Here is a 22,890-nt window from a genome sequence, read left to right on the forward strand (position 1 = left end):
GCCGCGCATGCCTGTGTCGTCCATGAGCCGCCGAGGTGTTTCACTTCGCCAGTGCCTGCGCGGCAACACGCGCAGGTTGAGCGCCGTGCTTGCGCTTGCCCTGCTGGCGCCTGCGATAGCGGCCGGGAAATCCTGTGAGTCGCCAGCCTGGCCACTGTGGCAAACCTATGCAACGCGCTTCGTCCAGGCCGACGGCCGGGTTCTTGAATCGAGCCAGGAAAACAATCACAGCACCTCTGAAGGGCAGTCATACGGCATGCTCTTCGCACTGATCGGCAACGATCAGCCAAGCTTTGACAAACTCTGGCGCTGGACCTCAGCCAACCTCGCAGGCTCCGCCACCGCCACACGCCTGCCGGGCTGGTTATGGGGGCAAGGCACGGACGGTCAGTGGCGCCTGCAAGACGCCAATTCGGCCGCCGACGCCGACCTGTGGATCGCCTACGCCTTGCTCGAAGCCGCACGCCTGTGGCATCGGCCGGACTATCACCAGGACGCCCTGCACCTGATGGCGACGATTGAAGCGCAATTGGTCGTCAAACTCCCCGGGCTGGGCCTGATGGTGTTGCCTGGACCACAGGGCTTCGTCCAGCCGGACGCTCTCTGGCGCCTGAACCCCAGCTACCTGCCACTGCCACTGTTACGACGGCTGGCCAAGGAAGCACCCTCCGGGCCCTGGCAAGCGATTGCCAACAACACCGCGACGATGATTGCCCAATCAAGCCGCCACGGTTTCGTCGCTGACTGGGTTGGTTATCAAGGCACTTCAGCGCAATCGGGTGCCTTCACAAGCGACCCGATCCACGGCGACACGGGCAGCTACGATGCCATTCGCGTGTACCTCTGGCTGGGCATGAGTGATACCTCCGAACTGCTGGCAGCGAGACTGCTCAAACGGCTGGACGGCATGGCCCGCAGCACTGTCGCAACGGGTTCTCCCCCAGAAACAGTCCAGGTTCTCCACGGCACTGTTCAGGGTCAGAGCCCGTTCGGATTCTGGGCTGCACTGATTCCCTACCTTGAGGCCAAGGGCCAACCCGGGTTGGCCGATCAGCAACGACTCCGGGTGGAGCTCGCCTTGCACGAGGCACTGGCCAGGCCTGATGGCGAAGCCGGTCCGCCGCGTTACTACAACTTCATGCTCAGCCTGTTCGCCCTCGGATGGGCAGATAAACATTACCGATTCCGGGAAGACGGAACGCTGAAACTCTCCTGGGAGACCGCATGCACGCGCACCACCGCACGCTAGCCATCGCCGTCATGAGCGCATGGACGGCTGCTGCACACGCTCAAAGTCCGACACCACAGGCATTACTCGTCGAGCAAGGGCAGTACTGGCAGTTGCACAACAACCCTCAACGCGCTGCGGAAGTCTGGCTCAAAGTCCTGCTGTTGGACCCGGCCCAGGTTGACGCACTGTATGGCCTGGGCTTGATTGGCGTGCAACAGGGCAAGCCACAACAGGCGCAGCAATACCTCGCCCGCTTGCAGGCCATCCAGCCACCGCCTCGGCAGGCACTGCAATTGGCGCAGGACATCAGCGTGGCCCAACCGCAGAACCAGCAGCGTCTGGACGAGGCTCGGCGCCTCGTCGATGCCGGTGAGCGTGACAAGGCGACTGCAGTGTTTCGCTCGCTGTTCGATGGCCGTCCACCTCAAGGTACGATCGGCCGCGAGTATTACAACAACCTTGCCTTCAATCAGGCTGACTGGGCTGAGGCACGCAGCGGATTTGAGCGCCTGCAACGTGAGATGCCCCACGACTCGATCGTCGCGCTGTTTTACGCCAAGCATCTGGTGCGCCGTGAAGACAGCCGTGCCGAGGGTATTCGCGCCCTGGCCGCGCTGACCCAGCGTGCCGACATTGCCGGTGATGCCGACGAAAGCTGGCGCCTGGCGCTGACCTGGATCGGTCCGCCCAATCCGGCACAAGTGCCGTTGTTCGAGGCGTACCTCAAGACGCATCCGGATGACGTGGAAATCCGGGCGCAGATGAACAAGGGCAAGCAACAGGTGGCAACGACGGCCAGCAAGGAATGGCAACCGCCTGCCGAAGTCGCGCGCGGCCTGAAGGCGCTCAAAGAAGGCGATCAGGCCACCGCCGAACAGGCTTTTCAAGCACGCTTGAAAAGCCGGCCCGACGATGCTGACGCGCTGGGCGGCCTTGGGGTTATTCGCCAGCAGCAACACCGACTGGCCGAAGCGGAAAAGCTCTTGAGTCAGGCCACACGACAAAACGACGGCAGCCGCTGGCAAGTTGCGCTGAACGAAGTGCGCTACTGGTCAGCATTGCAGCAGGCCCGCGACGCCCAGGCCAAAGGCCAGACAGCCCAGGCGCAGGTCTTGGTCAACCAGGCGCTGCGGCTGAACCCAAACGGGGTGGATGCTCGCCTTGCCTTGGCGGATATTCAGGCCAGCGCTGGCCAGTTCGATGACGCTCAGCGCAACTATCGGCAGATTTTGAACCAGCGCCGCGACGACCCTCAAGCACAGGAAGGGCTGGTCAATGTGCTGCTCAAGAGCGGCAAGAACGATGAAGCCCTGCAACTGATCAACAGCCTGCCCGCCACCGGACAGGCAAAGATCGGCCAGTCCGCACGCCTGCAAGCCTTGCGCGCGACGCAACTGGCCGCCCTCGCCGAACAACGCAACGACCTGCCCGCTGCGCGCAACGCCTTGCAAGACGCACTGCGCGTTGAGCCGGACAACATCTGGACACGTTTCGCCCTGGCCCGCCTGAACCTGGCGATGGGCGAACCGCAAAAGGCTCGGGACCTGATCAACGCCATGCTCCAGGCCCGCCCCGACAATGCCGATGCGCTTTACGTCAGCGCCTTGCTGTCGGTGCAGATGGGTGAGTGGAAAGCCGCCCAGACAACATTGGGACGCTTGCGCCCCGACCAGCGCACCCCGGACATGGACGCGCTGGCCGCTGATGTCAGCCTCAACCTGCAACTGCGCCAGGCGATCGAGTTGGGCAAGCGCGGACAGCGCCAGGAAGCCCTGACCTTGCTCGATCGTATTCAGCCGACGGCCAACAACAGTCCAGATCGCACGGCGAACCTGGCCTCGGCCTATGTCGACATCGGCGAACCAACCCGTGCGCTGGCCCTCATGCGCGGTCAGTTGCAAAACACCACGGCGCCCTCGGCAGACTTCATCCTGCAATACGCCGCGATCCTGCTTAAAACCGGAGAAGACGCACAGGTCAACGAGATTCTGCGCGACCTTCAGAACAGGCCCTTGAACGCGCCGGCTCGCAAGCGTTTCGACGACCTGCTCTATCGCTATCGCATCCGCCAGGCTGACCAGTTGCGTGAACGAGGCAATCTGGCCAGCGCTTATGACACGCTAGCGCCCGCCCTGGCACAACGTCCCGGTGACAGCGCTGCCGTCGCGGCCCTGGCGCGGATGTACTCGGCCAACGGCGACACGGCAAAAGCCCTCGAACTCTACAAACCGCTGTTACAACGTCAGCCAAACGACCCACAACTGCTGTTGGGTGCCGCCGACGCGGCGGTGTTGGCACAGGACACGGCCTTTGCCGAACAGGCACTGCAACAGCTGCTCAAGACTGAATCCGGCAACCCTCAAACGCTGACAGAGGCCGCCCGCCGCTACCAGAACATGGGCCAGACCGGCACGGCGACCGATCTGCTGCGCAAAGCGGTGGCCATTGAACAGAGCGAGAAACGCAGAAACCAGAGCGGCCAACTGGCCGGTTCGACGGTGGCGCCCAACCCTTTTGCCGGAGTGTCGGGTCCACGTAGCGAGGTCAGTCGCGACACCTTGCTGGCAGCGATCCCGCCACCGGTTCAGGAGATGCCGGGCAGCGTGAGGTCTGACACCCCTTTTGGCATCGATGCCCCGTCAAGGTCGCAACAGGCGAGCAATCGATTCGAGTCGCAGTTGCCGCGCGCAGCACTGGTGAGCGAGGACATCAGCCCCGCGCAACTGGCGCTGAATAAAATCCTTCAGGAGCGCAGCGCCTACGTCACCCAGGGCGTGAGCATTCGCAGCAACAACAGTGAGTCGGGGTTGAGCAAACTGACCGATGTTGAAACACCGTTTGAAATCAATATCCCGCTGGATGAAAGCCGCGTCGCCCTGCGCGTGACGCCCGTCTCGCTGAACGCTGGCAGTGTCAGCGGCGATGCACTGTCGCGCTTTGGTAGCGGTGCGCAGAGCGACGGTGTCGGCTCGCAAAAAGCCGAGGGTGTCGGCCTTTCCGTCGCTATTCAACGGCCTGCGGATGGGTTCAAAGCTGATCTGGGCACCACCCCGCTCGGTTTCAAATACACCACCGCCACTGGCGGCATCAGCATTGATCGCCCCGTGAGCGACTCCTCTAATGTCCGTTACGGCGTGAGCGTTTCCCGGCGTCCGGTGACTGACAGCGTCACCTCGTTTGCCGGCACCACGGACAAACGCAGCGGGCAGTCCTGGGGCGGCGTGACCGCCAATGGCGGGCGTGGCCAGTTGAGCTTTGACGACAACGAAGTCGGCGCCTATGGCTACGCCTCCTGGCACCAGCTATTGGGCAACCATGTCGAGTCCAACAGCCGCAGTGAGCTGGGCAGCGGTGTCTACTGGTACCTGCAAAATGCAACGGACAGCAAGCTGACCGTCGGCCTGAGCATGACCGGCATCAGCTACGCCAACAATCAGGACTATTTCACCTATGGCCACGGTGGCTATTTCAGCCCGCAGACGTTCTTCGCCCTGGGCGTGCCAGTGACCTGGGCACAACGCACCGGGCGCTTGACGTATCAAGTCAAAGGCTCGGTCGGCGTGCAGCATTTCGAGCAGGACAGCGCCGACTATTTCCCCAACGACAAAGCCCTGCAAGCGGCCTCGGGGCTGCGCTACGAAGGGCAAAACAAAACCGGGATCGGCTACAGCGTCGCTGCGGCGGCTGAATACAAGGTCGCTTCGAACTTCCTGCTGGGCGCCAATCTGGGCCTGGACAACGCCCACGACTACCAACAACTCAGCGGTGCCCTGTCTTTGCGCTACCAGTTCGAAGACATCAGCGGCCCCATGAGCCTGCCGGTCAGCCCGTACACCTCGCCTTATTCCAACTGATCATTCTGGAGCTTTCGATGCCCACTTCTGCCCTTGCCGGCCTGACTCTCCTTGTTCTTGGGGAGAGCCATATGAGCCTCGCGGACCATTTACTGGAGCCGCTGCACGACAACCTGACTCGCCAAGGCGCCCTGGTTCATTCCATCGGTGCCTGCGGTGCCAGCGCCAGCGATTGGCTGATCAGCAAAAAGGTCGACTGCGGCGCTGAGCGCAAAGGCAACGACAAGATCGTGATCAAAGGACGCGAGGCAACCACCACACCGATCCAGGACCTGATCGCCGCCGACAAACCCGACCTGGTGGTACTGGTCATCGGCGACACCATGGCGTCCTATGACAAGCCGGTGTTTCCGAAGGCCTGGGCATGGCAAAGCGTCACCGGCCTGGCCAAGGCCATTGCAGCCACCGGGACCCGTTGCGCCTGGGTGGGACCGGCCTGGGGCAAAGCCGGTGGCATGTACCAAAAGAATGATGCCCGCACCCAGTTGATGTCGCAGTTTTTGGCCGCGAACGTGGCGCCTTGCACCTACATTGATTCGCTGACGCTCTCCAAACCCGGGCAGTGGATCACCACCGATGGGCAACACTTCACCGTCGCCGGTTATCAAGCATGGGGTACTGCGATTGGCGGTGCGTTGGCCAAACTGCCCGCTAACACCGTCAGCAGCACAGGAGCCGGTAAATGAGCCGATCCGCATGTGGCTGGGCGCTGTTCGCGCCCTTGATGCTGAGCCTGCACGCCCAGGCCGCCGACATTGCCCTGTACCCGACGGGCCCGGATCAGGACTCGGCCTTCCTGCGCTTTATCAACGCTGCCGACCGCCCCTTGCAGCTGCTGGCCGAAGGCTCTCGAGCCAGCCTCAGACTCGAAGGTTCGAATGCCGTGTCCGACTACCTGCCCGTGCCCGCCAACCAACCGATCAAGGGCACCCTGGAACGCAACGGCAAAAGCCAGCCGCTGGACATCCAGGTGGCAGCAGGCGAATTCGCCAGCGTGATCGCTTTGCCAGACAGCGCCCAAGGTATCCGCCAAGTCGTCATCCGTGAGCAACCCGACGACTTCAATAGCCTGAGAGCCTCGCTGGCGTTTATCAGCGCCGACCCGGCGTGCGCCCAGGCTGGTTTGCGCGCGGCGGGGAAGAACGCCGACCTGTTCAAAGAGGTGGCCGACGGCAGCGTGCAACGTCGTGCGATCAACCCGGTCAGCCTGTCGGTTCAATTGGTCTGCGCCCAAACCAACGTCGGTGCCCCGCTTGACCTGGGCCAGCTCAAGGCCGGCGAGCGCTACAGCGTTGTGCTGCTACCTGGCGCAAAGGGTCCGCACCTGTTGCTCGCGACTGACGTCCTGGCCCACTGATCGGATCGCGCCACCACCATGGTTTTTGCCTCTCTCGAGTTTCTGACGTTGTTCCTGCCGCTGTTCTTGTCCACTTATGCAGTGTGCCCAGCCGCCTGGCGCAACGTCACGCTACTGATCGGCAGCTGGCTGTTCTATGGCTGGTTGAGCCCCCGGTTCCTCGCCGTGCATGTGGTGCTGACGATCACGGCGTGGGCCGGCGGTTTGCTGATTGACGCCTCGCGGGGAAAAGGCAAGGGCCGCGTGCGGCTACTGGTGATGCTGATCGTGCTCAACACGGCGGTGCTGTGCTGGTACAAATACGCCAACATCGTTGCCGGCACGTTGATCGATGCCGTCACCTGGTATGGCGCCATGCCGCTGGACTGGCAGCGGGTCATCATGCCGGCCGGTCTATCGTTTATCGTATTGCAGGCGATTTCCTATCTGGTGGATGTACACCGCCGCACCGTGCCGGTCGAACGCAGCTTTATTGATTACGCCACCTATATTTCGATGTTCGGCCATTCGGTCGCCGGCCCTATCATTCGCTATGACTGGGTTCGGCGTGAGCTGAATCAGCGTCACTTCAACCTGCAGAATTTCTCGCTGGGCGCACGCCGGTTCATGGTCGGGATGAGCATGAAGGTGCTGGTGGCCGACACCCTGTCGCCGGTGGTCGATGTGGCGTTCAGTTTGCCAAACCCCAGCTTCTCCGACGCCTGGGTTGGCTGCCTTGCCTACTCCCTGCAACTGTTCTTCGACTTCGCCGGCTACAGTGCCATGGCGATTGGGCTGGGACTGATGCTGGGTTTTCACTTTCCCGAGAACTTCGACCGTCCGTATCTGGCCAACAGCATCCAGGACTTCTGGCGTCGTTGGCACCTGTCGCTGTCCAGCTGGTTACGTGACTATTTGTATATTTCGCTGGGTGGCAATCGCAACGGCGCCTGGAAAACTTATCGCAACCTGTTCCTGATCATGGCCATCGCCGGCCTCTGGCACGGTGGTGATAGCTGGAATTATCTGCTGTGGGGCAGCGCCCATGGCATTGCGTTGTGTGTGAATCGTGCCTGGAACAGCTCTACCCTGCCCCCGTTACCGCCGGTGCTTTCCCATGGGCTGACACTGCTGTTCGTCTGCCTTGCCTGGACACTGTTCCGCGCCCCCGACTTTCACAGCGCGCTACGCCTGTATGCCGGGCAGTTCGGCCTGCAGGGCATCGCCCTCGGTGATGAACTGTCCGCGACCCTGCGCCCGGTACACGGCCTTGCTGGCTTGCTGGGTGTGTTCGGAATCGTCGCACCGCTGCTGCGCCCTTACTGTGAGAAACAACTGGGCGGCATTGCGTTTTACACTGCCGCCCTTTGGCCCATCGCCGGTTTAATGCTGTCGTTCGCACTGATCGCCAGTCGCGAAACCGTACCCTTCCTGTACTTCCAATTCTGATGACGAACCTAAAGCACACCCCGCCCACTCCGCCAGATGATCTGGCGACACGCAGCAGTCGGTTGGCAGGCGTGGCGCTGCTGATATTCCTGTTCGTCGGGCTGCTGTCCTCTGGCCGCCTGATCGTTTCAGGGCAGATCTCGCTGTTACCCGATAAAGTGCTGACCCCGCAGATTCTTGACGGCGATATCACTCATCGGATCGCCAAGGAACTGTCGAACGCTCAACTCCCCACGACCTTCGCCGAGCTGGAGCGCGGTGCCAGTTGGCTGCTCCTCGGGGACACCGGGCCGAGGGTTCGCTCGGGTTGTCCTGACTGGTTGTTTTTGGCCGATGAGCTCAAGGTCAATGATCAAGCGCAGCGCAATGCCGATGCCAAAGTCCAGGCAGTGATTGATCTGAAGCAGCAGCTCTCCCAACGTGACATCAGCCTGCTGGTGGTCATCGTTCCAGACAAGAGCCGCATCGCTTCTGAGCAGCGTTGCGCACTGCACCGTCCAGCCGTTCTCGAAGGGCGCATACAGACCTGGGCCTCGAAATTAGATGTGGGTGGCGTGCCGAATCTGGACCTCACCGGTGCGCTGATGCCACTGGGGGCCAGTGCCTGGTTGCGCACCGATACGCACTGGAGCGAATCCGGCGCGAAGGCGGCGGCCGATGCCATCACCCAGCGCCTGAAGACCCTGGGCATCAGCGCAACGCCACGCAGGTCGTTCAACGAAAGTCATGCCCCGCTCGCGGTGCGACCCGGCGATCTGGTCCATCTGGCGGGCATCGACTGGCTGCCGCTCAAATGGCAACCCGCACCCGAAATGGTCGCCCAAACCAGCACCCACGAACGTCCCGTTGCGTCAGCCGACAGCCATGATACTGAGGCAGACCTCTTTGGCGATGCCGATCTCCCCAACACCGCGCTCATCGGCACCTCATTCTCGCGCAACTCCAACTTCGCAGGGTTTCTGCAGCAGGCACTGGGCGCCCCCGTGGGTAACTTCGCCAAAGACGGCGGAGCGTTCTCTGGCTCGGCAAACAGCTACCTCAATAACCCGGCCTACAAAGAAACGCCGCCCAGGCAAATCATTTGGGAGATCCCGGAGCGGGACTTGCAGTCGGCTTACATCGACCCCATTGCCTCTGATTTTAAAGTCACCAGCGAGTAGTTGACGCTTTCTGGTACGTGACGAGCAATGGTCAAAGCCATCAGCCTGCATGATCGTTCGGGCCAAAAAATCGTCTCGCTGGCGAGATAACTGCGCAAGCAATACAGTGAGTAACGGTCACACATCCACGGAGAACTTATGACGAACATCCTGGACAAAGGAACAACGTCAATCTCACTGGTGCATGAAGCTCTATATAGCGCTAAGCAACGAGGCATGGATCTGGCCCTTGCGCTAGCAAATGCGGACATTGACCCTCAATTGCTTGATGCCCCAAGAGCTAGAATTTCAGCTGTTTCTTTTGCTCGTCTGTGGGTGGAACTGGCAGACCTGCTGGATGACGAGTTTTTTGGCATTGATAGTCATCCAATGCGTCGAGGCAGCTTCAAACTGATGTGTCACGCGCTACTCGATTGCTCAACCTTGGGACAGGCTTTACCTCGGATGCTCTCGTTCTTGCGGTTGGTACTCGATGACATTCATGGCGAGCTATACGTCAAGGAAGACCAAGCGTTTATCGTCCTGCAGGATCAGGGGATATTGCGACGACTGTTTGCTTACGGCACCTGGTTTATCTTGGTACATGGCCTGTCATGCTGGCTTGTAAACCAACGGATTCCATTGCAGAAGCTCAGTTTCAGTGCTCCAAAGCCCGACGATGAAAGCGACTACCGAATGCGTTTTTGCGAGAACATTCAATACGATGCGTCAACGACCGCTGTGAGCTTTGACAAAAAATTCCTGGACATGAAAATTGCGCAGTCGACCGCAACCCTTCGCGGGTTTCTAAAAGAATCTCCTGCCAGTCTTTTGGTGAAGTATCGCAACGACGACAGTATCAGTGCACAGATAAGACGACACTTGCGAGGGCTGAGCCCAGACCAATGGCCCGAACGGGACGACCTGGCACTTGTGCTGCGCATGTCCAACTCGACACTTCAGCGCCGGCTGCAGTCAGAGGGCACCCATTATCAGAATCTCAAGGACGATCTGCGTCGCGACATGGCCATTGATCTGCTTTCGCGTGGAGATATGACGGTTACGGAAGTCGCGGCAGAAACCGGCTTCCAGGAAACCAGCGCCTTTCATCGAGCGTTCAAGAAATGGACAGGCGTCAATCCAGGTGCTTATCGACGCCATCATTTAGATGAGTGAAGTCCACCAAGTGGCAAACTCGCTCTACTCCCACGCGTATTAGCCGCTAGCCAGGAGCTCGTCCCTGGCATTCGCTATTACCACCCTGTCCTCACACTGCAGCGGGTTCACTCGGCGCTTTTGCGGCATGCCCAAACAGCTCACATAAGTTGGTGCGGCCAGGCATGGGCGGCGCCAAATCGGCTACCTAGAATGACCGCAAATGGCTTCCCTACGAACGCCAGTCGCTAGAGGTCAACCATTCCAGAATCGAGGTTTCGGCGGTCAGTGAATACCCCAATGGCTAACCGCTTGGGGGAACGCAACCCTGATGAACCTAAACAAGTGCACTTCACCAACAAAAATAAAATTGAAGGAGACACGATATGCAATCAGTGAACGTCTACACGCTCGCGGGCGAATCAAAACTCAACGGATTTCATCGCCTGATTCTTTTCTGGTGCGTGCTAATTCTGATCATCGATGGTTATGACCTCGCCGTAGTCGGCGCTGCACTGCCCGCCATCATGCAGGACATGGGAATTGACGCTACGAGCGCTGGTGTCATGGCCGGGTCCGCCCTGCTCGGGACAATGCTGGGCGCTATCTTTCTGGGCACCTTAGCCGATCGTATCGGGCGTCCTAAAATGATCGCCATCTGCGTAGCGTTGTTCAGCCTGTTCACAGCGGCTGCGGGGCTTACCAGCGACCCGATCAGCTTCAGCATCGCCCGCTTCATCGCCGGGCTGGGGATCGGTGGCGTCCTTCCGATCGTCACCGCACAGATGGGCGAGTTCTCGCCAGCGAAACTTCGTACCCGGCTGGTGACCTTAGTGTTTGCGGGTTACTCCGTGGGCGGCATTCTGGTCGCGCTCACGGGCAAACAACTGATCGAAAGTCATGGTTGGCAGTCCGTCTTTTACGTCGCAGGCCTACCCGTCCTGTTAATCCCGCTGATTCTGAAGACCTTGCCAGAGTCCATGGCGTACTTGCTCAAACAAGGCCGCCAAACGGAACTGCGCTCCATCGTCAAAAGAATCAATCCCGTTTATCCGCTGAGTAGTGACGCTGTACTCGCGGGCAATCCTGCCGAGACAAAAGCTTCGCTCGACAGTCCGATCAAAGGGCTATTCAGCGAGGGTCGCGGGTTCAGCACGGTCATGATCTGGGCTGCATTCATGACGGGTCTGTTCATGGTCTACGCGCTCAATTCCTGGTTGACCAAATTGATGGCAATGTCAGGTCATAGTCTTGGCTCGGCTCTGAACTTCGTCATCGTGTTCAACGTGGGAGCGATTGTCGGTGCGATTGGAGGCGGATGGCTCAGCGATAAGTTCAACATCAAGTATGTGCTGATTACATTTTACCTCGTGGGAGCAGTGGCGCTCACCGTGATGGGCTTTACACGTTCAACCGAACTGTTGTTCGTGGTCGTATTCATTGTTGGCGCCTCAACACTCGGAACTCAACTGATTGCCTACGCCTACGCAGGGGATTTCTATCCCACTCCAATCCGTTCGACAGGCGTGGGCTTCGCGTCTGGAGTTGGCCGAATTGGCGCAATTATCGCGCCGGTACTAATCGGCTGGCTCGTTTCATTGGCCTTGCCACTTGAACAAAACTTCATGGTGATCGCCCTCGCAGGCCTCATAGGCGCCTTGGCGGTCACGTTCGTAAACCAGGCACATGCGGACTCCACCCAGGTCAGCAAAGCGCCAGCCTTATCACGCTGACAGACTGCTAGCCGTCTTCATGTTCCTGACCATCTGGCTTGAACACGTTAAAGGATATGTACCTTGAATCGCTTGTCACTACCGCCACTGTCAGCGCAAGAGCTTAAGCGCACGGTCGACTGGGCAATCGCCTCACGCCGCAGCGTCAGAGCCTTTCTCCCGACAGCTGTGCCCCATGAAGAAATTGAAGCGATTCTAGACATCGCTCGCTTCAGTGCCTCGGGTGTGAACATGCAGCCATGGCGCGTTCACGTCGTAACCGGTGACGCCAAAGATCGGCTGTCGACGGCAATCGCCGCTATCGACAACGATCCGCAGCTCAGTAGCGACCTGCAAGATCCTTACGAATACTACCCACGCGAGTGGGTCACGCCCTATGTTGATCGCAGGCGTAAGGTGGGTTGGGATCTCTATGGACTGCTGGGGATTGCCAAAGGTGAAAAGCAACGCATGCACCAACAGCACGGGCGTAACTACCGATTCTTCGATGCCCCGGTTGGCCTGCTGTTTACGTTGGACAACGTGCTTGAGCAAGGCAGCCTCCTGGATTACGGCATGTTCCTGCAAAGCGTCATGCTGGCTGCACGTGGCCGAGGCTTGCACACGTGTCCGCAGGCCGCATTTCTCAAATACCACAATGTCATTTCAGACGTTCTGAACATCCCGGCCGAGCAGATGCTGGTATGTGGCATGAGCCTTGGTTACGCCGATCCCGTGGCTATTGAGAACACGCTGGTAACGGCGCGGGAGCCAGTCAGTGCTTTCGCAGTTTTTCACCATAATAATAAGGAGACCTGCCCATGATTAGTGGCGCATACGCAAGTGGACTCGATCAAAGCCCGGCCAACCATGTCCCGCTCACCCCACTTGGATTCCTGGACCGAGCCGCACTGGTACATCCTGAGCGGGTGGCCATTATCCACGGAGAATTGCAACGCACCTGGGCACACACACGCGAGCGTTGTTACCGACTTGCATCATCGCTGGTAGGCCGAGGCATCCAGCTCGGCGATACCGTGTCCATCCTCTCACCCAACACGCCAGCGATGGTCGAAGCGCATTTCGGGATTCCGTTATCCGGTGCCACCCTCAATACAATTAACCATCGCCTGGATGCCGATGGCATTGCATTTATTTTGCGTCACAGTGAATGCAAATTGCTGCTGGTCGATTGCGAATACATGGCCGTTGCGTCTGCGGCACTGGAGCAGCTCGAACTTCGTCCGGCACTCATCATGATTCGCGATCATCTAGCCACGGTATGTGTCGATGCAGATGCCCCAGATTATGAAGCACTACTCGCCGAAGGTGACCCGAATTTCAAAGGCGTATGGCCCACCACTGAGTGGCTGCCTATTGCCCTCAACTACACCTCGGGCACTACGGGAGACCCAAAAGGTGTGGTGGTCAGTCACCGAGGCACTTACCTGATGAGCCTGCTGCAAATGACCAATTGGTCGCTTCCACAGGCACCTCGGTACCTATGGACGCTGCCAATGTTTCACGCTAACGGATGGTGCTTCACCTGGGCAATTGCGGCGGCAGCAGGGACACATATTTGCTTGCGTAAGGTATCTGCAGAAAACGTCTTCGATGCCATTTCCAGGCACAAGGCTGACCATTTTTGTGCCGCACCAACCGTGATGGCCATGATTGCCAATGCGCCGAAACCACCCGCGCTTTCGCACTCGGTTCGCGTACTGACAGCTGGGTCTCCACCACCTGCGACAGTGCTGGACGCAGTGGTATCCATGGGTTTCCAGGTTGACCACGTGTACGGCATCACTGAAGTGGCAGGTACGCCTATCAGCTGCGTTTGGCAGGACGGCTGGGATGAACTCAGCCCACCAGAAAAAGCCAGAATGCGTGTTCGACAAGGTTCGCGTGCTGCGGCGTTCGAAGGTTTGATGGTTGCCGACTCGGAAACACTGGAGCCCGTACCCCATGATGGCCAGACCACAGGTGAACTGCTGCTGCGTGGCAATACCGTGATGATGGGCTACCTGAAAAACGAGGCAGCGACGCAGAAGGCATTCGAAGGCGGTTGGTTCCATACCGGCGATGTAGCGGTGGTTCATCCCAACGGCTACATGCAGATCACCGACCGCTGCAAGGACGTGATCATCTCCGGTGGCGAAAACATATCCTCCGTAGAAATTGAGGACATCCTCCATGGTCATACGTCAGTACTTCATGCAGCCGTGGTGGCACAGCCGGATGACAAATGGGGCGAAGTGCCCTGCGCATTCATCGAGCTGAAAAGCGAATCTCAGCAGCCTACGGAGGCTGAGCTTATCGCGTACTGCCAAGCACGTTTAGCCCGCTATAAGTGCCCAAGCCGCGTGATATTCATGGAGCTTCCAAAAACGGCGACTGGAAAAATCCAGAAATTCATTCTTCGCCAACAAGCGGGTAGCCGGGAAGCCATCGTGCGACTGGCTTCAAGCGGCTACCCCCCCCTGCAGCCAAACGTTGGAACCTATCCCCCTATAATTAAAGGTTATGGTGAGGTAATAGCAGCCGATGTAAGTCTTCACGGCATTCGGCTCGGTCATAGGGGCTCCCTGGGATGAATAGCCGATTGATGAGCGCGAAAAACTGCGGTTCCTGGCAAAGATGAACTCACCGACCACATCGCGTCTGCCTAAGTACTATTGCGGGCAAAATGCTTCCGGATAAGCGAATTGCAGTTGCGTCGACTTCCCCAAGGAAACCTCGGCAACCGCAATTCAAACATCTGGACGGCGAGACTGCCCCACTAGCTGCCGAACGGCGGCATCGGTATATCGCCGGGCTGCAGGCCCAACAGTGTCATGTACTCATAGACGTGCTGATAGCCGGATTGAGACTCGTAGCTTGTGCAGTCGGATTGAAGTTTCCCACAGAGCCGCAGCTCCATGTTCGCGCTGCCCATTCCCCATTGCGTATAGTTCAGGTTGTTATTCACAACCTTGTCTATGCAGGAACAAACCATGTTCCTCGTGTTTTCCTTGGGATCGTCCTCATAAAGGGTCAGGGAGTCATCGAGAGAAGTTGCACACCACGCCATCGGAACAACATCCAGCGTGTTGTAGATGCGTAGCGCATTGCCGGCCATTTGCTTATTGAAATAGCTCGCGAACAAACCATCGCCAGCCGTGGGTGCAGCAAACGTTTCACAAAATAAGTTAAAGCCCGGAAATTTGTCTTTCAGATAAAGCGCGACCACCGACATGAGCGCACCGCCGAGGCTATGACCGACCAATCGGATCGTCGCCCCACTTTGCTGCTTCCCTAGAAAATCGCACAGCGTGCCCTGAGAACCGACAGTCGATGCTGTAGTCAGTATCGCGTTCACACCCTTTGAAGTTCCCTCCGCGATGTTCGCCGGTACCTGGCAGCCCGGGATAACGCTTTTCAATGGCACCATTGGAAAAATATCAAGATCGTCCACCTGATCCTTTAAGGAGTCCTTGAGTGTCCCACTCGTCACCACGACGATGTCGTTCTCGCCGGCCAGCACCACGGTGATGTGCGCCGCGTGTTCGCCATCCATCACCAGCGCAGGGCCCCAGACCACGTCATAACCGCCGCCTACCTTGGAGGCATTCAGACGCGAAAGGATATTGTCCGTAACCTGACTCGGCGTAGGATTCTTCATGTTTTTCCAGGACTGAGAATGCAACGCCGCATTGTTGACCACGAAAGCGTGTGTAAGACTGATTTGCCTTTGCTGAAGTGAGTCTAGCGAAGTCATGACTGCTCCTTGTCTCGAAGATAAATAATTCAACGGGACCAACGAAAACTCACGGCTGCCGTCGATCCTTCTGGGCCAGCAAGACCGAGTGTAGTCGCAGTTTTGGAAGCATCAACTTGATGTGCAGCCATTTGAGCAGCAGGTCGAACGGTCCTTGATTCCGTCAATCCCGAAGCTGCTGGTAGACCGCTGACCAGGACCCGAAGCGTTTGGGCCCGAGCTTCGTGCAAGCCTCGACGAGCAATATGAATGCAGAGGAAAGCCACGAGTTTTATACAGTCCAACTCGGCTTGCCTGCTCCGCTAGCCAGTCGCCGATGCATTTTTCGCCGCAGCCTTGCAGCTCCAATTGGTGGATGCCCCGCGACGCACAAATATGGACGCCATGACACGGTGCCCACTCGCGCCATGAAGTATCTAGCGCTACATTAATTAGCGACGCTGTGTAGCCTGCGCATAAACTCCCAGGCCACACTGCACCCCAATCCTGTTTGCGCGGGTGTTGAGTGGCCTTAACATGTTCGGTCATTGAAACAGTCAGGGCGCACTCAACAATAACAACAACAGATTACGACTCGACCTCGCAAAATCCGAGGCGAGACCTCTGATTTCTTCAGGCTAAAACCTTTGTAACATTACACTTTCCATACTCCGTAATAAGGCTCAAACCAATTCGGCTAAAGATGCCGGATTGAAGCCCTTCAGATCTGCGTAATCGCCATTTTCCACCTTGGTTGCCCAATCCTTGTCACTTAGCAGAACACGCCCTACAGCGATCAGATCAAACTCTTCGCGCTCCATGCGCTCGACAAGCCGATCCAAACTCGCAGGGGTTGACCCCTTGCCGGCGAAGGCGTTAGTAACATCATTATCTAGCCCAACCGAACCGACGCTAATGGTTGTGGCTCCAGTGACTTTCTTCGCCCAACCCGCGCAGTTCAGCCCGTTCTCACCGTCAATTTCGGGAAACTCAGGTTCCCAGAAACGTCGCTGCGAGCAGTGCAGGACGTCGACACCGGCCTCGACCAATGGCAGCAGCCAGTCTTCCATCACAGCTGGTGTTTCAGCGACGCGTACGCCGTAGTCCTGTTGCTTCCACTGGCTGACGCGCATGATGATCGGGAATTCAGGGCCAACAGCATGACGAACAGCAGATACGATCTCGCTGGCAAAGCGCGAGCGTTCCTTGATTGTCGGGCCGCCGTAGCGGTCGGTGCGCAGATTGGTACCAGACCAGAAAAACTGATCGATCAGATAACCATGGGCTCCGTGGATCTCAACGGTATCGAAGCCCAGTCGTTTCGCATCCGCTGCGGCCTTGGCGAACGCTGCTACCGTGTCGGCAATGTCCTCTTCACTCATCGCCACACCACGCAGGTCACCTGGCGAATCAAGGCCCGACGGGCTTTCCACTGGCGCATCTGGCTCCCAGTCGTTGATGTAACGCGTGGCACCGGTGTGCCAGATCTGCGGTGCCATGCGCCCGCCAGCGTTGTGGACCGCATCGATCACGTTTTTCCACCCCGCCAGCGCCGCTTCGCCGTGAAAAAAAGGGATGCCGGAATCATTGCGTGATGCTGGGCGATCAATCACGGTGCCTTCCGACAAAATCAGCCCGACACCTCCCTCTGCCCGCCGCCGGTAATAGGCAGCGCTCGCTTCACCCGGGATGCCTTCGGGTGAGAACAGACGCGTCATCGGCGCCATGACAATCCGGTTTTTCAGTTCAAGCGAGCGGATGGAAAGAGGACGAAATAAAACGCTGGTATCAAGCTTTGACATTGGATGGACTCCATTTGCTTTTGGAAGTCACATAAGTATATTTTGTAGACCTAATGTCAATTAGGCACCTAGAGTCGCCTAGGTATACATGAGGAAACTTCGATGCTGGAATTAAAGCCGCAATGTTTTTCGTCAGACTGCCCAAGCCGGGCGCTGTTCGACCAAATCGCAGATAAGTGGTCGATGATGGTTCTGGCGGTGCTTGATGATGGGCCGCATCGCTTCAATGCCATCAGGCGTCGCCTAGAGGGCGTCACTCAGAAGGCACTTACACAGTCCCTGCGGCGGTTGGAACGAAATGGTCTCGTCTCGCGCCAGATCATCTCGTTCTCGCCCGTGGCAGTGCAGTATGAGATCACCCCACTTGGTCTAACACTGCAGCAGCCATTTCGCGAATTGCATAAATGGACGCTCGACAAATTGCCTGAGGTTGAAGCTGCCCGGTTGAAGTTTGATGAGGCCGCGGAGGGAAGCTGACGATGCGAGTCTTTTTATTGACTCGCCGCCGCTGCCACCCTGCAACGCAGAATATTCGTCACAATAGCGATATAGGATAATTAATAAAAATCCGGTTTTCATCAAACTCATTGGTACTGAAATCCCTGCGAACACTCGAATTTCGCCATTTAAAGCTGAGATTTTTCAGCGCGCCGGACTGCACGACGTAGGCCAATTCCGATTCTCGGCCCCATTCTTTGCCATCTATGATCAAACCGCTGGTGTCGACCCGATCCTGGGACAACGCGCTCCACAACTTGCCTCTGTCGTACATTTGGTAGCGGCAGAATGGGGGTTTCGCTTGTACCGGCTTCGATGCAGCAAGTGCCTGCGGCCCTACCCAGCCCTTTTGGCGCATGACATACGGATGCACAACGGCGCGCTGAGCCTGATTGAACAGGTCAACGCCGGTGATCAGGTCAACCCCATGGCCATCCCCCCCTGACGGCAAAGTGTTGTTTGCCGCCTTGCGGGTCAAGCCGTTTCAGGTGCTGGGCTACCGTATAGATCCCAAGAGCGGACATTTGACTCCGCTGTCCAAAGCGCCGCTGGCAGAAAGCATGTTTTTATAGTGTTTCAGCTTCGCGCGGAGTCAACGGGCTGTTCTGGATGTAGCGTGCAATCTCGTCCTTGCGCATGAATGCGACCCCCGGCCGGCTCTTGGCGTAACGCAGAAACTCGTCCCAGACCCTCACCATCTGCGGCGAGCCGCTGATGCGGTCATGAGCGCTGACCGACATCATGCGGCGGCGTGTGCCGGCTTCTTCGTAGAGTTGATCGAAATCCAGCTTTATCTGCTCCAGGAACTGGGTCGGCGAATAGTTGCGGCCTTCGATCAGCAGGATGTCGTTGTTGCGCAGTGTATATGGCACCACGACGAAGTCCTTGCCGTTGACCTGTTCGATGAAAGGCTCATCGCGACTCAGATCGTCGATGTGGTAGACGTAGCCCAACTCTTGTAGCAGCGACAACGTGTTCGGACCACGCCGCAGCCAGTTGCAGTTGTAACCTATCGGTCGCTGGCCTGTGACTTCTTCGACCATGCTGGCTGCCTGGATGAGGAACTGCCTCTCCTCCTCGCGGCTCATCGCATACTGGGAACTCCAGCGAGGACCGTGTCCGGCCGCTTCATGGCCGCGCGCAACGATCTCTCTTGCGATTTCGGGATGCCGCCCAGCGGCCTCGCCGATCATGTGCGAGGTCACCTTGACATGGTGGCGATCCCACAGATCGAGCATGCGTGGAATTCCCTCGCGATAACCGTAGGCGAACCAGGTATTGGCTGCTAGATCCGATGGAATGTCTGGCGGAAAATCTACCTTGGGGAAAGGACTGTCCGTACCTTTGGACGGCTGTCCACCCGCCTCAAATTGCATGGAAATGGAAATGACCAGCCGAATGCCGTCAGGCCAGAACTGACCATGGCGTGGCGTAGCCACGAGCTTTGACGTGGAGGGTACAGCTTGCGCGGCTGCGGTGGCAGGGAACACCGCACTCGCAGCAAGGACGCCCGCTGCCGCCCCGGCTCGATTGAGAAACGTCCGGCGGCTGACTTGCTCCGATGTATTCGGGCCGTCAGCAATGGGTTCATGGTCAATGTTCATTAGTGCAATCTCCTTACTTGGCAATCAAGCCGAGCTGTTGCAGCAGGGTCAGATTGTCTTCGAGATGCCAGTTCTCAGCGATGCGACCTTCGACGACGCGATAAATATCGGTCGCGATGAAGTCGATCGGCTGCCCTTTGCCCTGGACGCTCTTGAACTGGCCGGTAAAGTGGCCGGTGAAATGCAAATGAGCGATGACTCGGTCGCCAACCACCATCATCTGCTCCACTTCACACTGGATATCGGGAATAGCCGCATGCATCGTTTTCGATGCCGCGATCGGCCCGGTGATGCCTTGGGGGCGACCTGGCGGCAGTGTTGAATCCTTGAAGTCGGGTGCCAGGGCGGCGCGCGCGAGCGCTTCGTCGCCGGTGGTCCAGAACGTGCCATAGCGGCGTGCGGCCAGGATCTGCGCCTCAACCTGTGCCTTCGCAAGACTATGGTCGACGATCACAGTGCGGGGCTGGACGAGCGAATCGGTCGCGGCGAAGACGGGGGTCAGCGCGACGGTGACCAGGGAAGTGAGTAACCAACAACTTGCGCGGGTCAGGCGCGCAACAGGTAAAAGCGACATGAGGATTCTCCAATCGATAGGTAATGAGGGATACACGGTCGAACCGCAGTTTGATAAAGGCTCGGCTGCTCAGGGGATGACTGATTGCTGATTGGTGACCAGTTCGATGACGACGCCGGATGCGCCTTCGAGGTCTCCGGTGACGATCGTTGCATGGTCAAGCTTCATGACGAGACTCTGGCTGTTTGTTCATGCCGCCATTTTGCGTAGCTCTCTTCAATTTGATAATTGGCGTATTATTTGAATAACTTTCAAAAAACTTCGAAATATCATGGACTACCTAGGCGACATCAGGCTGTTTGTCGAAGCAGCAAATCTCGGTGGATTGTCGGCTGCAGGCCGCAAGCTCGGGCTATCCCCCGCTGCCGCGAGTGCGCGCCTGGTTAAGCTCGAATCTGTGTTGCATACGCGCCTGTTCGAGCGCACGACACGCCACCTGCGCTTGACGGATGAAGGGCGGACGTATTTGTCCTATTGCCAGCAGGCACTCCAGGCACTCGACGATGGCAATGCCTTTCTACAAGCTGGGAAAAGCGTTGTGGGTGGCAAGATGCGAATTTCCGCAACCTCGGATTTCGGTCGCAACGTGCTAAAGAGCTGGCTTGACCAGTTCAACACGCAATACCCTGAGGTAAGGTTCGCGCTGGTGCTGTCGGATTCGCTGTCGAATTTGTTGCAAGACGATATTGATCTTGCCATCCGATTTGGCGTGCCGCCGGACAGTTCCTTCGTTGCCCGCCCCCTGGCACCCAATCGGCGCGTGCTGTGTGCATCGCCTCGATATCTGGCAAAACACGGCGCCCCCGAACATCCACGGGATTTGGAACGTTTCGACTGCATTGTCCTTAACTCTGTCGCCGGGCCTGCAAACGACTGGCGCTTCACCCGAAATGACAAAGTCGAAAGTTATAGGGTCCCGCTTGCAAACGCTCGCGAGACGAATGATGGCGCGGTCGCTCGAGAGTGGGCGGTTCACGGTTACGGCATTGCAATGAAATCGATGTGGGATATTGGCGCAGACCTACGAGCAGGACGCTTGAAGATTCTATTGCCGCAGTGGCGGTCTGAGGACGCGCCGGTACATGCCCTATATCAACGTAACCGGTATATGGCACCTCGCGTACGCGCCCTTCTCGAATTTCTGATCGAGCGCTTTGCAGAAGAATCCAGCAACCTGGACGAATATTTGAGCTGATACATTCGAATGCAGCTGCAAGAAGCGACGAAACGGCGGCCTAGGTGACTTTCGCGCCGATGCATCAGTGCGCAATTACAAACTCGATCACCGGATAAAAGGATGGTGACGTTGTCTCTCACTCTGAGTGACTCGCCTGAAAAAGCTTCAACAATGTTCGATCGACTATGGTGCTGAACGTCACAACGTTCAGCACCATCTGACTCGCTCACTTCCTCTCGCGGTTCACCACTCCCTTCCTGTTTGAGAGGAAGTGTTGGATTGCCCTCGCTATCCGCAGTTGTTGAAGCAGATCCGGGCTGATTGTCAGCCCTGTCATTTCAGGATTTATTTCCACCAATACTCGACCTGAAACCCTACGTTGGAGCCTTGCAGGTCTGTACCAAACGCACCGGTATCAGACAACGCCGATCCCGGAGATTGCAAGCTGGCGGCGCGTTGCGCAGCCTTGTTCCAGGTTGCGTAGGTGTAATACAGACGAAATTCCGGCCTGTCCCAGAATCCCGGGCCCTTCGGTGACCAGGTAGGCGCGATGGTGTACTTAGTGAGTTTTCGGGTACCGTCTGCGGCTTCAACCTGGTCGCGCCCAACTTCTGTGATCAACTTGAACTGATCCGTGAACGCATAAATTGGCCGAACACCAATGGATAACCAGTTCTGATCATCACCATCAGGGCGCGTGTCTTTTTGATAGACCAATTCAACTTGACCACTAAAAGCATGGGTCATTTGCCAGTCGAAAAACTCCACAAGCCGCCAGCTCTTGTTGCTCTCATCCAACGTGGTATCACCGGTGTAGCCCAATGCGGTGCCCGGCCCTCGGCCGTATTGAACAGCGAACTTGTTGACTCCGCCAAGAAACGCGACCTGCTTGTGCTGGGCAACCACCGACCAGCCCTGATGAGCATTCTCGCGGCTCGGCTTGTCCAGATAACTGACGCCCAGTTGAACCTCGCCACCGGGATTTGTGTTGAATCCGCTGACGGTCACATCATGACGGGTAACAAAATCCTTTTGGAAGACGTTGTCCTTGCGTGAGAACACGTAGCTGTATTTCAGATCTCCCAATGCGACCTGGTCGAACCCAAAGCCTGTTGAGCTTTGGTTCCAGTAGAAGTAGTCGGAAATATTGATGTCGTTTCGGTTGTAGTAACGACGGCCCGCCCAGAAAGAACCGCCATTCAATGCCGGCATCTTGCTCCACTCAGCGTAGAGCTGACTCATCCGCGTATAGCCGTGCTCCCCGTCAAATTTTGGTTCATGGCCATACTCGTTATAAAACTGTGCCATGCCTTCCACGCTGACCACCGAGCCGTCGTCCAGTGAAAGCAGATCCTGGCGCAAATCCAGCTCCAGATATTGCTCACATTCGTTGCCAAGACGGTATTTGGATTGCGCGCCCGGTAGCTGAAAACACGACTGTTTCCCTCCTTGAGTCGAATCTCCAACTCCGGTTCTGAAATAACCACTGAAGTCTGTTGAATACGCGTCAACGGGTAAAAAGCCGACAGCAAAGGACGCACCCAGAACTGCGCTGAGAGTTTTAACGTTCATTCATAACACCTTTTGTTTGTTATATTTATTGGATAAGGCCGACGCGAACAA

General features: G+C 57.6%; 17 protein-coding genes and 2 pseudogenes. 13 read left to right on the plus strand and 6 right to left on the minus strand.

Annotated features, from left to right (window positions below; genetic code table 11):
* Positions 1-7: 7 nt before the first annotated feature.
* The 10 genes from bcsZ (at position 8) to ACIPLA_RS02435 (ending at position 14,470) form a co-directional block, all read left to right on the plus strand.
* Positions 8-1,249, plus strand: coding sequence for a cellulose synthase complex periplasmic endoglucanase BcsZ (bcsZ, locus tag ACIPLA_RS02390; RefSeq protein ID WP_401171116.1), 1,242 nt, complete (start codon positions 8-10; stop codon positions 1,247-1,249).
* The gene (locus tag ACIPLA_RS02395) at positions 1,225-5,085 is read left to right on the plus strand and encodes a cellulose synthase subunit BcsC-related outer membrane protein (protein WP_401171119.1); all 3,861 of its coding nucleotides are present in this window, start codon (positions 1,225-1,227) and stop codon (positions 5,083-5,085) included. Before bcsZ ends, ACIPLA_RS02395 begins: the two co-directional genes overlap by 25 nt.
* 17 nt (positions 5,086-5,102) lie before the next feature.
* On the plus strand, positions 5,103-5,771 hold the full coding sequence (locus ACIPLA_RS02400; RefSeq protein ID WP_401171122.1) for an SGNH/GDSL hydrolase family protein: 669 nt from the start codon (positions 5,103-5,105) through the stop codon (positions 5,769-5,771).
* Positions 5,768-6,442: an alginate O-acetyltransferase AlgF gene (locus ACIPLA_RS02405; RefSeq protein WP_401171125.1), complete on the plus strand. Its 675-nt coding sequence runs from the start codon at positions 5,768-5,770 to the stop codon at positions 6,440-6,442. The genes ACIPLA_RS02400 and ACIPLA_RS02405 overlap by 4 nt, the downstream gene beginning before the upstream one ends.
* Positions 6,443-6,460: 18 nt before the next feature.
* Positions 6,461-7,870: an MBOAT family O-acyltransferase gene (locus ACIPLA_RS02410; RefSeq protein WP_401171128.1), complete on the plus strand. Its 1,410-nt coding sequence runs from the start codon at positions 6,461-6,463 to the stop codon at positions 7,868-7,870.
* A complete protein-coding gene (locus tag ACIPLA_RS02415; protein WP_401171131.1) occupies positions 7,870-9,030 on the plus strand; it encodes a cell division protein FtsQ in 1,161 nt (386 codons plus the stop codon). The genes ACIPLA_RS02410 and ACIPLA_RS02415 overlap by 1 nt, the downstream gene beginning before the upstream one ends.
* A gap of 138 nt (positions 9,031-9,168) precedes the next feature.
* Positions 9,169-10,185: an AraC family transcriptional regulator gene (locus tag ACIPLA_RS02420; protein ID WP_401171134.1), complete on the plus strand. Its 1,017-nt coding sequence runs from the start codon at positions 9,169-9,171 to the stop codon at positions 10,183-10,185.
* A 365-nt stretch (positions 10,186-10,550) separates the two neighbouring features.
* Complete coding sequence (locus ACIPLA_RS02425; protein ID WP_401171137.1) at positions 10,551-11,897, plus strand: MFS transporter; 1,347 nt, start codon at positions 10,551-10,553, stop codon at positions 11,895-11,897.
* 63 nt (positions 11,898-11,960) lie between these two features.
* Positions 11,961-12,701, plus strand: coding sequence for a nitroreductase (locus ACIPLA_RS02430; protein WP_401171140.1), 741 nt, complete (start codon positions 11,961-11,963; stop codon positions 12,699-12,701).
* On the plus strand, positions 12,698-14,470 hold the full coding sequence (locus ACIPLA_RS02435; protein WP_401171143.1) for an AMP-binding protein: 1,773 nt from the start codon (positions 12,698-12,700) through the stop codon (positions 14,468-14,470). Before ACIPLA_RS02430 ends, ACIPLA_RS02435 begins: the two co-directional genes overlap by 4 nt.
* A 185-nt stretch (positions 14,471-14,655) precedes the next feature.
* On the opposite strand, the gene ACIPLA_RS02440 is transcribed toward ACIPLA_RS02435, so the two are convergent.
* A complete protein-coding gene (locus ACIPLA_RS02440; RefSeq protein WP_401171146.1) occupies positions 14,656-15,633 on the minus strand; it encodes a lipase family protein in 978 nt (325 codons plus the stop codon).
* Positions 15,634-16,295: 662 nt separating this feature from the next.
* Positions 16,296-17,414, minus strand: coding sequence for an NADH:flavin oxidoreductase (locus ACIPLA_RS02445; protein WP_401171149.1), 1,119 nt, complete (start codon positions 17,412-17,414; stop codon positions 16,296-16,298).
* Positions 17,415-17,516: 102 nt separating this feature from the next.
* On the opposite strand from ACIPLA_RS02445, the gene ACIPLA_RS02450 reads away from it, so the two are divergent.
* Complete coding sequence (locus ACIPLA_RS02450) at positions 17,517-17,891, plus strand: helix-turn-helix domain-containing protein (protein WP_008074797.1); 375 nt, start codon at positions 17,517-17,519, stop codon at positions 17,889-17,891.
* A gap of 58 nt (positions 17,892-17,949) precedes the next feature.
* Here the strand turns inward: ACIPLA_RS02450 and ACIPLA_RS02455 are convergent.
* Positions 17,950-18,156 (minus strand): annotated as a pseudogene (locus ACIPLA_RS02455) (OprD family outer membrane porin); the annotation flags it as partial.
* A 123-nt stretch (positions 18,157-18,279) separates the two neighbouring features.
* On the opposite strand from ACIPLA_RS02455, the pseudogene ACIPLA_RS02460 reads away from it, so the two are divergent.
* Positions 18,280-18,475: pseudogene (locus ACIPLA_RS02460) on the plus strand (beta-propeller fold lactonase family protein); the annotation flags it as partial.
* Positions 18,476-18,478: 3 nt separating this feature from the next.
* Here ACIPLA_RS02460 and ACIPLA_RS02465 read toward each other — a convergent pair.
* Together ACIPLA_RS02465 and ACIPLA_RS02470 are read right to left on the minus strand one after the other, a co-directional pair.
* Positions 18,479-19,516, minus strand: a complete 1,038-nt coding sequence (locus tag ACIPLA_RS02465; protein ID WP_401171153.1) for a polysaccharide deacetylase family protein — start codon at positions 19,514-19,516, stop codon at positions 18,479-18,481.
* A 13-nt stretch (positions 19,517-19,529) separates the two neighbouring features.
* The gene (locus ACIPLA_RS02470) at positions 19,530-20,090 is read right to left on the minus strand and encodes an ester cyclase (protein WP_401171156.1); all 561 of its coding nucleotides are present in this window, start codon (positions 20,088-20,090) and stop codon (positions 19,530-19,532) included.
* 271 nt (positions 20,091-20,361) lie between these two features.
* Between ACIPLA_RS02470 and ACIPLA_RS02475 the strand changes: the two genes are divergently transcribed.
* Positions 20,362-21,285 (plus strand): LysR family transcriptional regulator, encoded by a 924-nt coding sequence (locus ACIPLA_RS02475; protein WP_123494966.1) that lies wholly within the window; start codon positions 20,362-20,364, stop codon positions 21,283-21,285.
* Between the two features lie 327 nt (positions 21,286-21,612).
* Here ACIPLA_RS02475 and ACIPLA_RS02480 read toward each other — a convergent pair whose 3' ends face one another.
* Positions 21,613-22,839, minus strand: coding sequence for a maltoporin (locus ACIPLA_RS02480; RefSeq protein WP_401171159.1), 1,227 nt, complete (start codon positions 22,837-22,839; stop codon positions 21,613-21,615).
* Positions 22,840-22,890: the final 51 nt, after the last annotated feature.

Source organism: Pseudomonas sp. NPDC086112, from assembly GCF_044746425.1.
Lineage (GTDB): Bacteria > Pseudomonadota > Gammaproteobacteria > Pseudomonadales > Pseudomonadaceae > Aquipseudomonas.

Coding starts and splice junctions, on each gene's coding strand:
- ACIPLA_RS02420 (WP_401171134.1), top strand. CDS start 9,169: ATGACGAACATCCTGGACAAAGGAACAACGTCAATCTCACTGGTGCAT.
- ACIPLA_RS02435 (WP_401171143.1), top strand. CDS start 12,698: ATGATTAGTGGCGCATACGCAAGTGGACTCGATCAAAGCCCGGCCAAC.
- ACIPLA_RS02470 (WP_401171156.1), bottom strand. CDS start 20,090: ATGTCGCTTTTACCTGTTGCGCGCCTGACCCGCGCAAGTTGTTGGTTA.
- ACIPLA_RS02480 (WP_401171159.1), bottom strand. CDS start 22,839: ATGAACGTTAAAACTCTCAGCGCAGTTCTGGGTGCGTCCTTTGCTGTC.
- ACIPLA_RS02440 (WP_401171146.1), bottom strand. CDS start 15,633: ATGACTTCGCTAGACTCACTTCAGCAAAGGCAAATCAGTCTTACACAC.
- bcsZ (WP_401171116.1), top strand. CDS start 8: ATGCCTGTGTCGTCCATGAGCCGCCGAGGTGTTTCACTTCGCCAGTGC.
- ACIPLA_RS02395 (WP_401171119.1), top strand. CDS start 1,225: ATGCACGCGCACCACCGCACGCTAGCCATCGCCGTCATGAGCGCATGG.
- ACIPLA_RS02450 (WP_008074797.1), top strand. CDS start 17,517: ATGCTGGAATTAAAGCCGCAATGTTTTTCGTCAGACTGCCCAAGCCGG.
- ACIPLA_RS02425 (WP_401171137.1), top strand. CDS start 10,551: ATGCAATCAGTGAACGTCTACACGCTCGCGGGCGAATCAAAACTCAAC.
- ACIPLA_RS02400 (WP_401171122.1), top strand. CDS start 5,103: ATGCCCACTTCTGCCCTTGCCGGCCTGACTCTCCTTGTTCTTGGGGAG.
- ACIPLA_RS02405 (WP_401171125.1), top strand. CDS start 5,768: ATGAGCCGATCCGCATGTGGCTGGGCGCTGTTCGCGCCCTTGATGCTG.
- ACIPLA_RS02475 (WP_123494966.1), top strand. CDS start 20,362: ATGGACTACCTAGGCGACATCAGGCTGTTTGTCGAAGCAGCAAATCTC.
- ACIPLA_RS02415 (WP_401171131.1), top strand. CDS start 7,870: ATGACGAACCTAAAGCACACCCCGCCCACTCCGCCAGATGATCTGGCG.
- ACIPLA_RS02465 (WP_401171153.1), bottom strand. CDS start 19,516: ATGAACATTGACCATGAACCCATTGCTGACGGCCCGAATACATCGGAG.
- ACIPLA_RS02410 (WP_401171128.1), top strand. CDS start 6,461: ATGGTTTTTGCCTCTCTCGAGTTTCTGACGTTGTTCCTGCCGCTGTTC.
- ACIPLA_RS02445 (WP_401171149.1), bottom strand. CDS start 17,414: ATGTCAAAGCTTGATACCAGCGTTTTATTTCGTCCTCTTTCCATCCGC.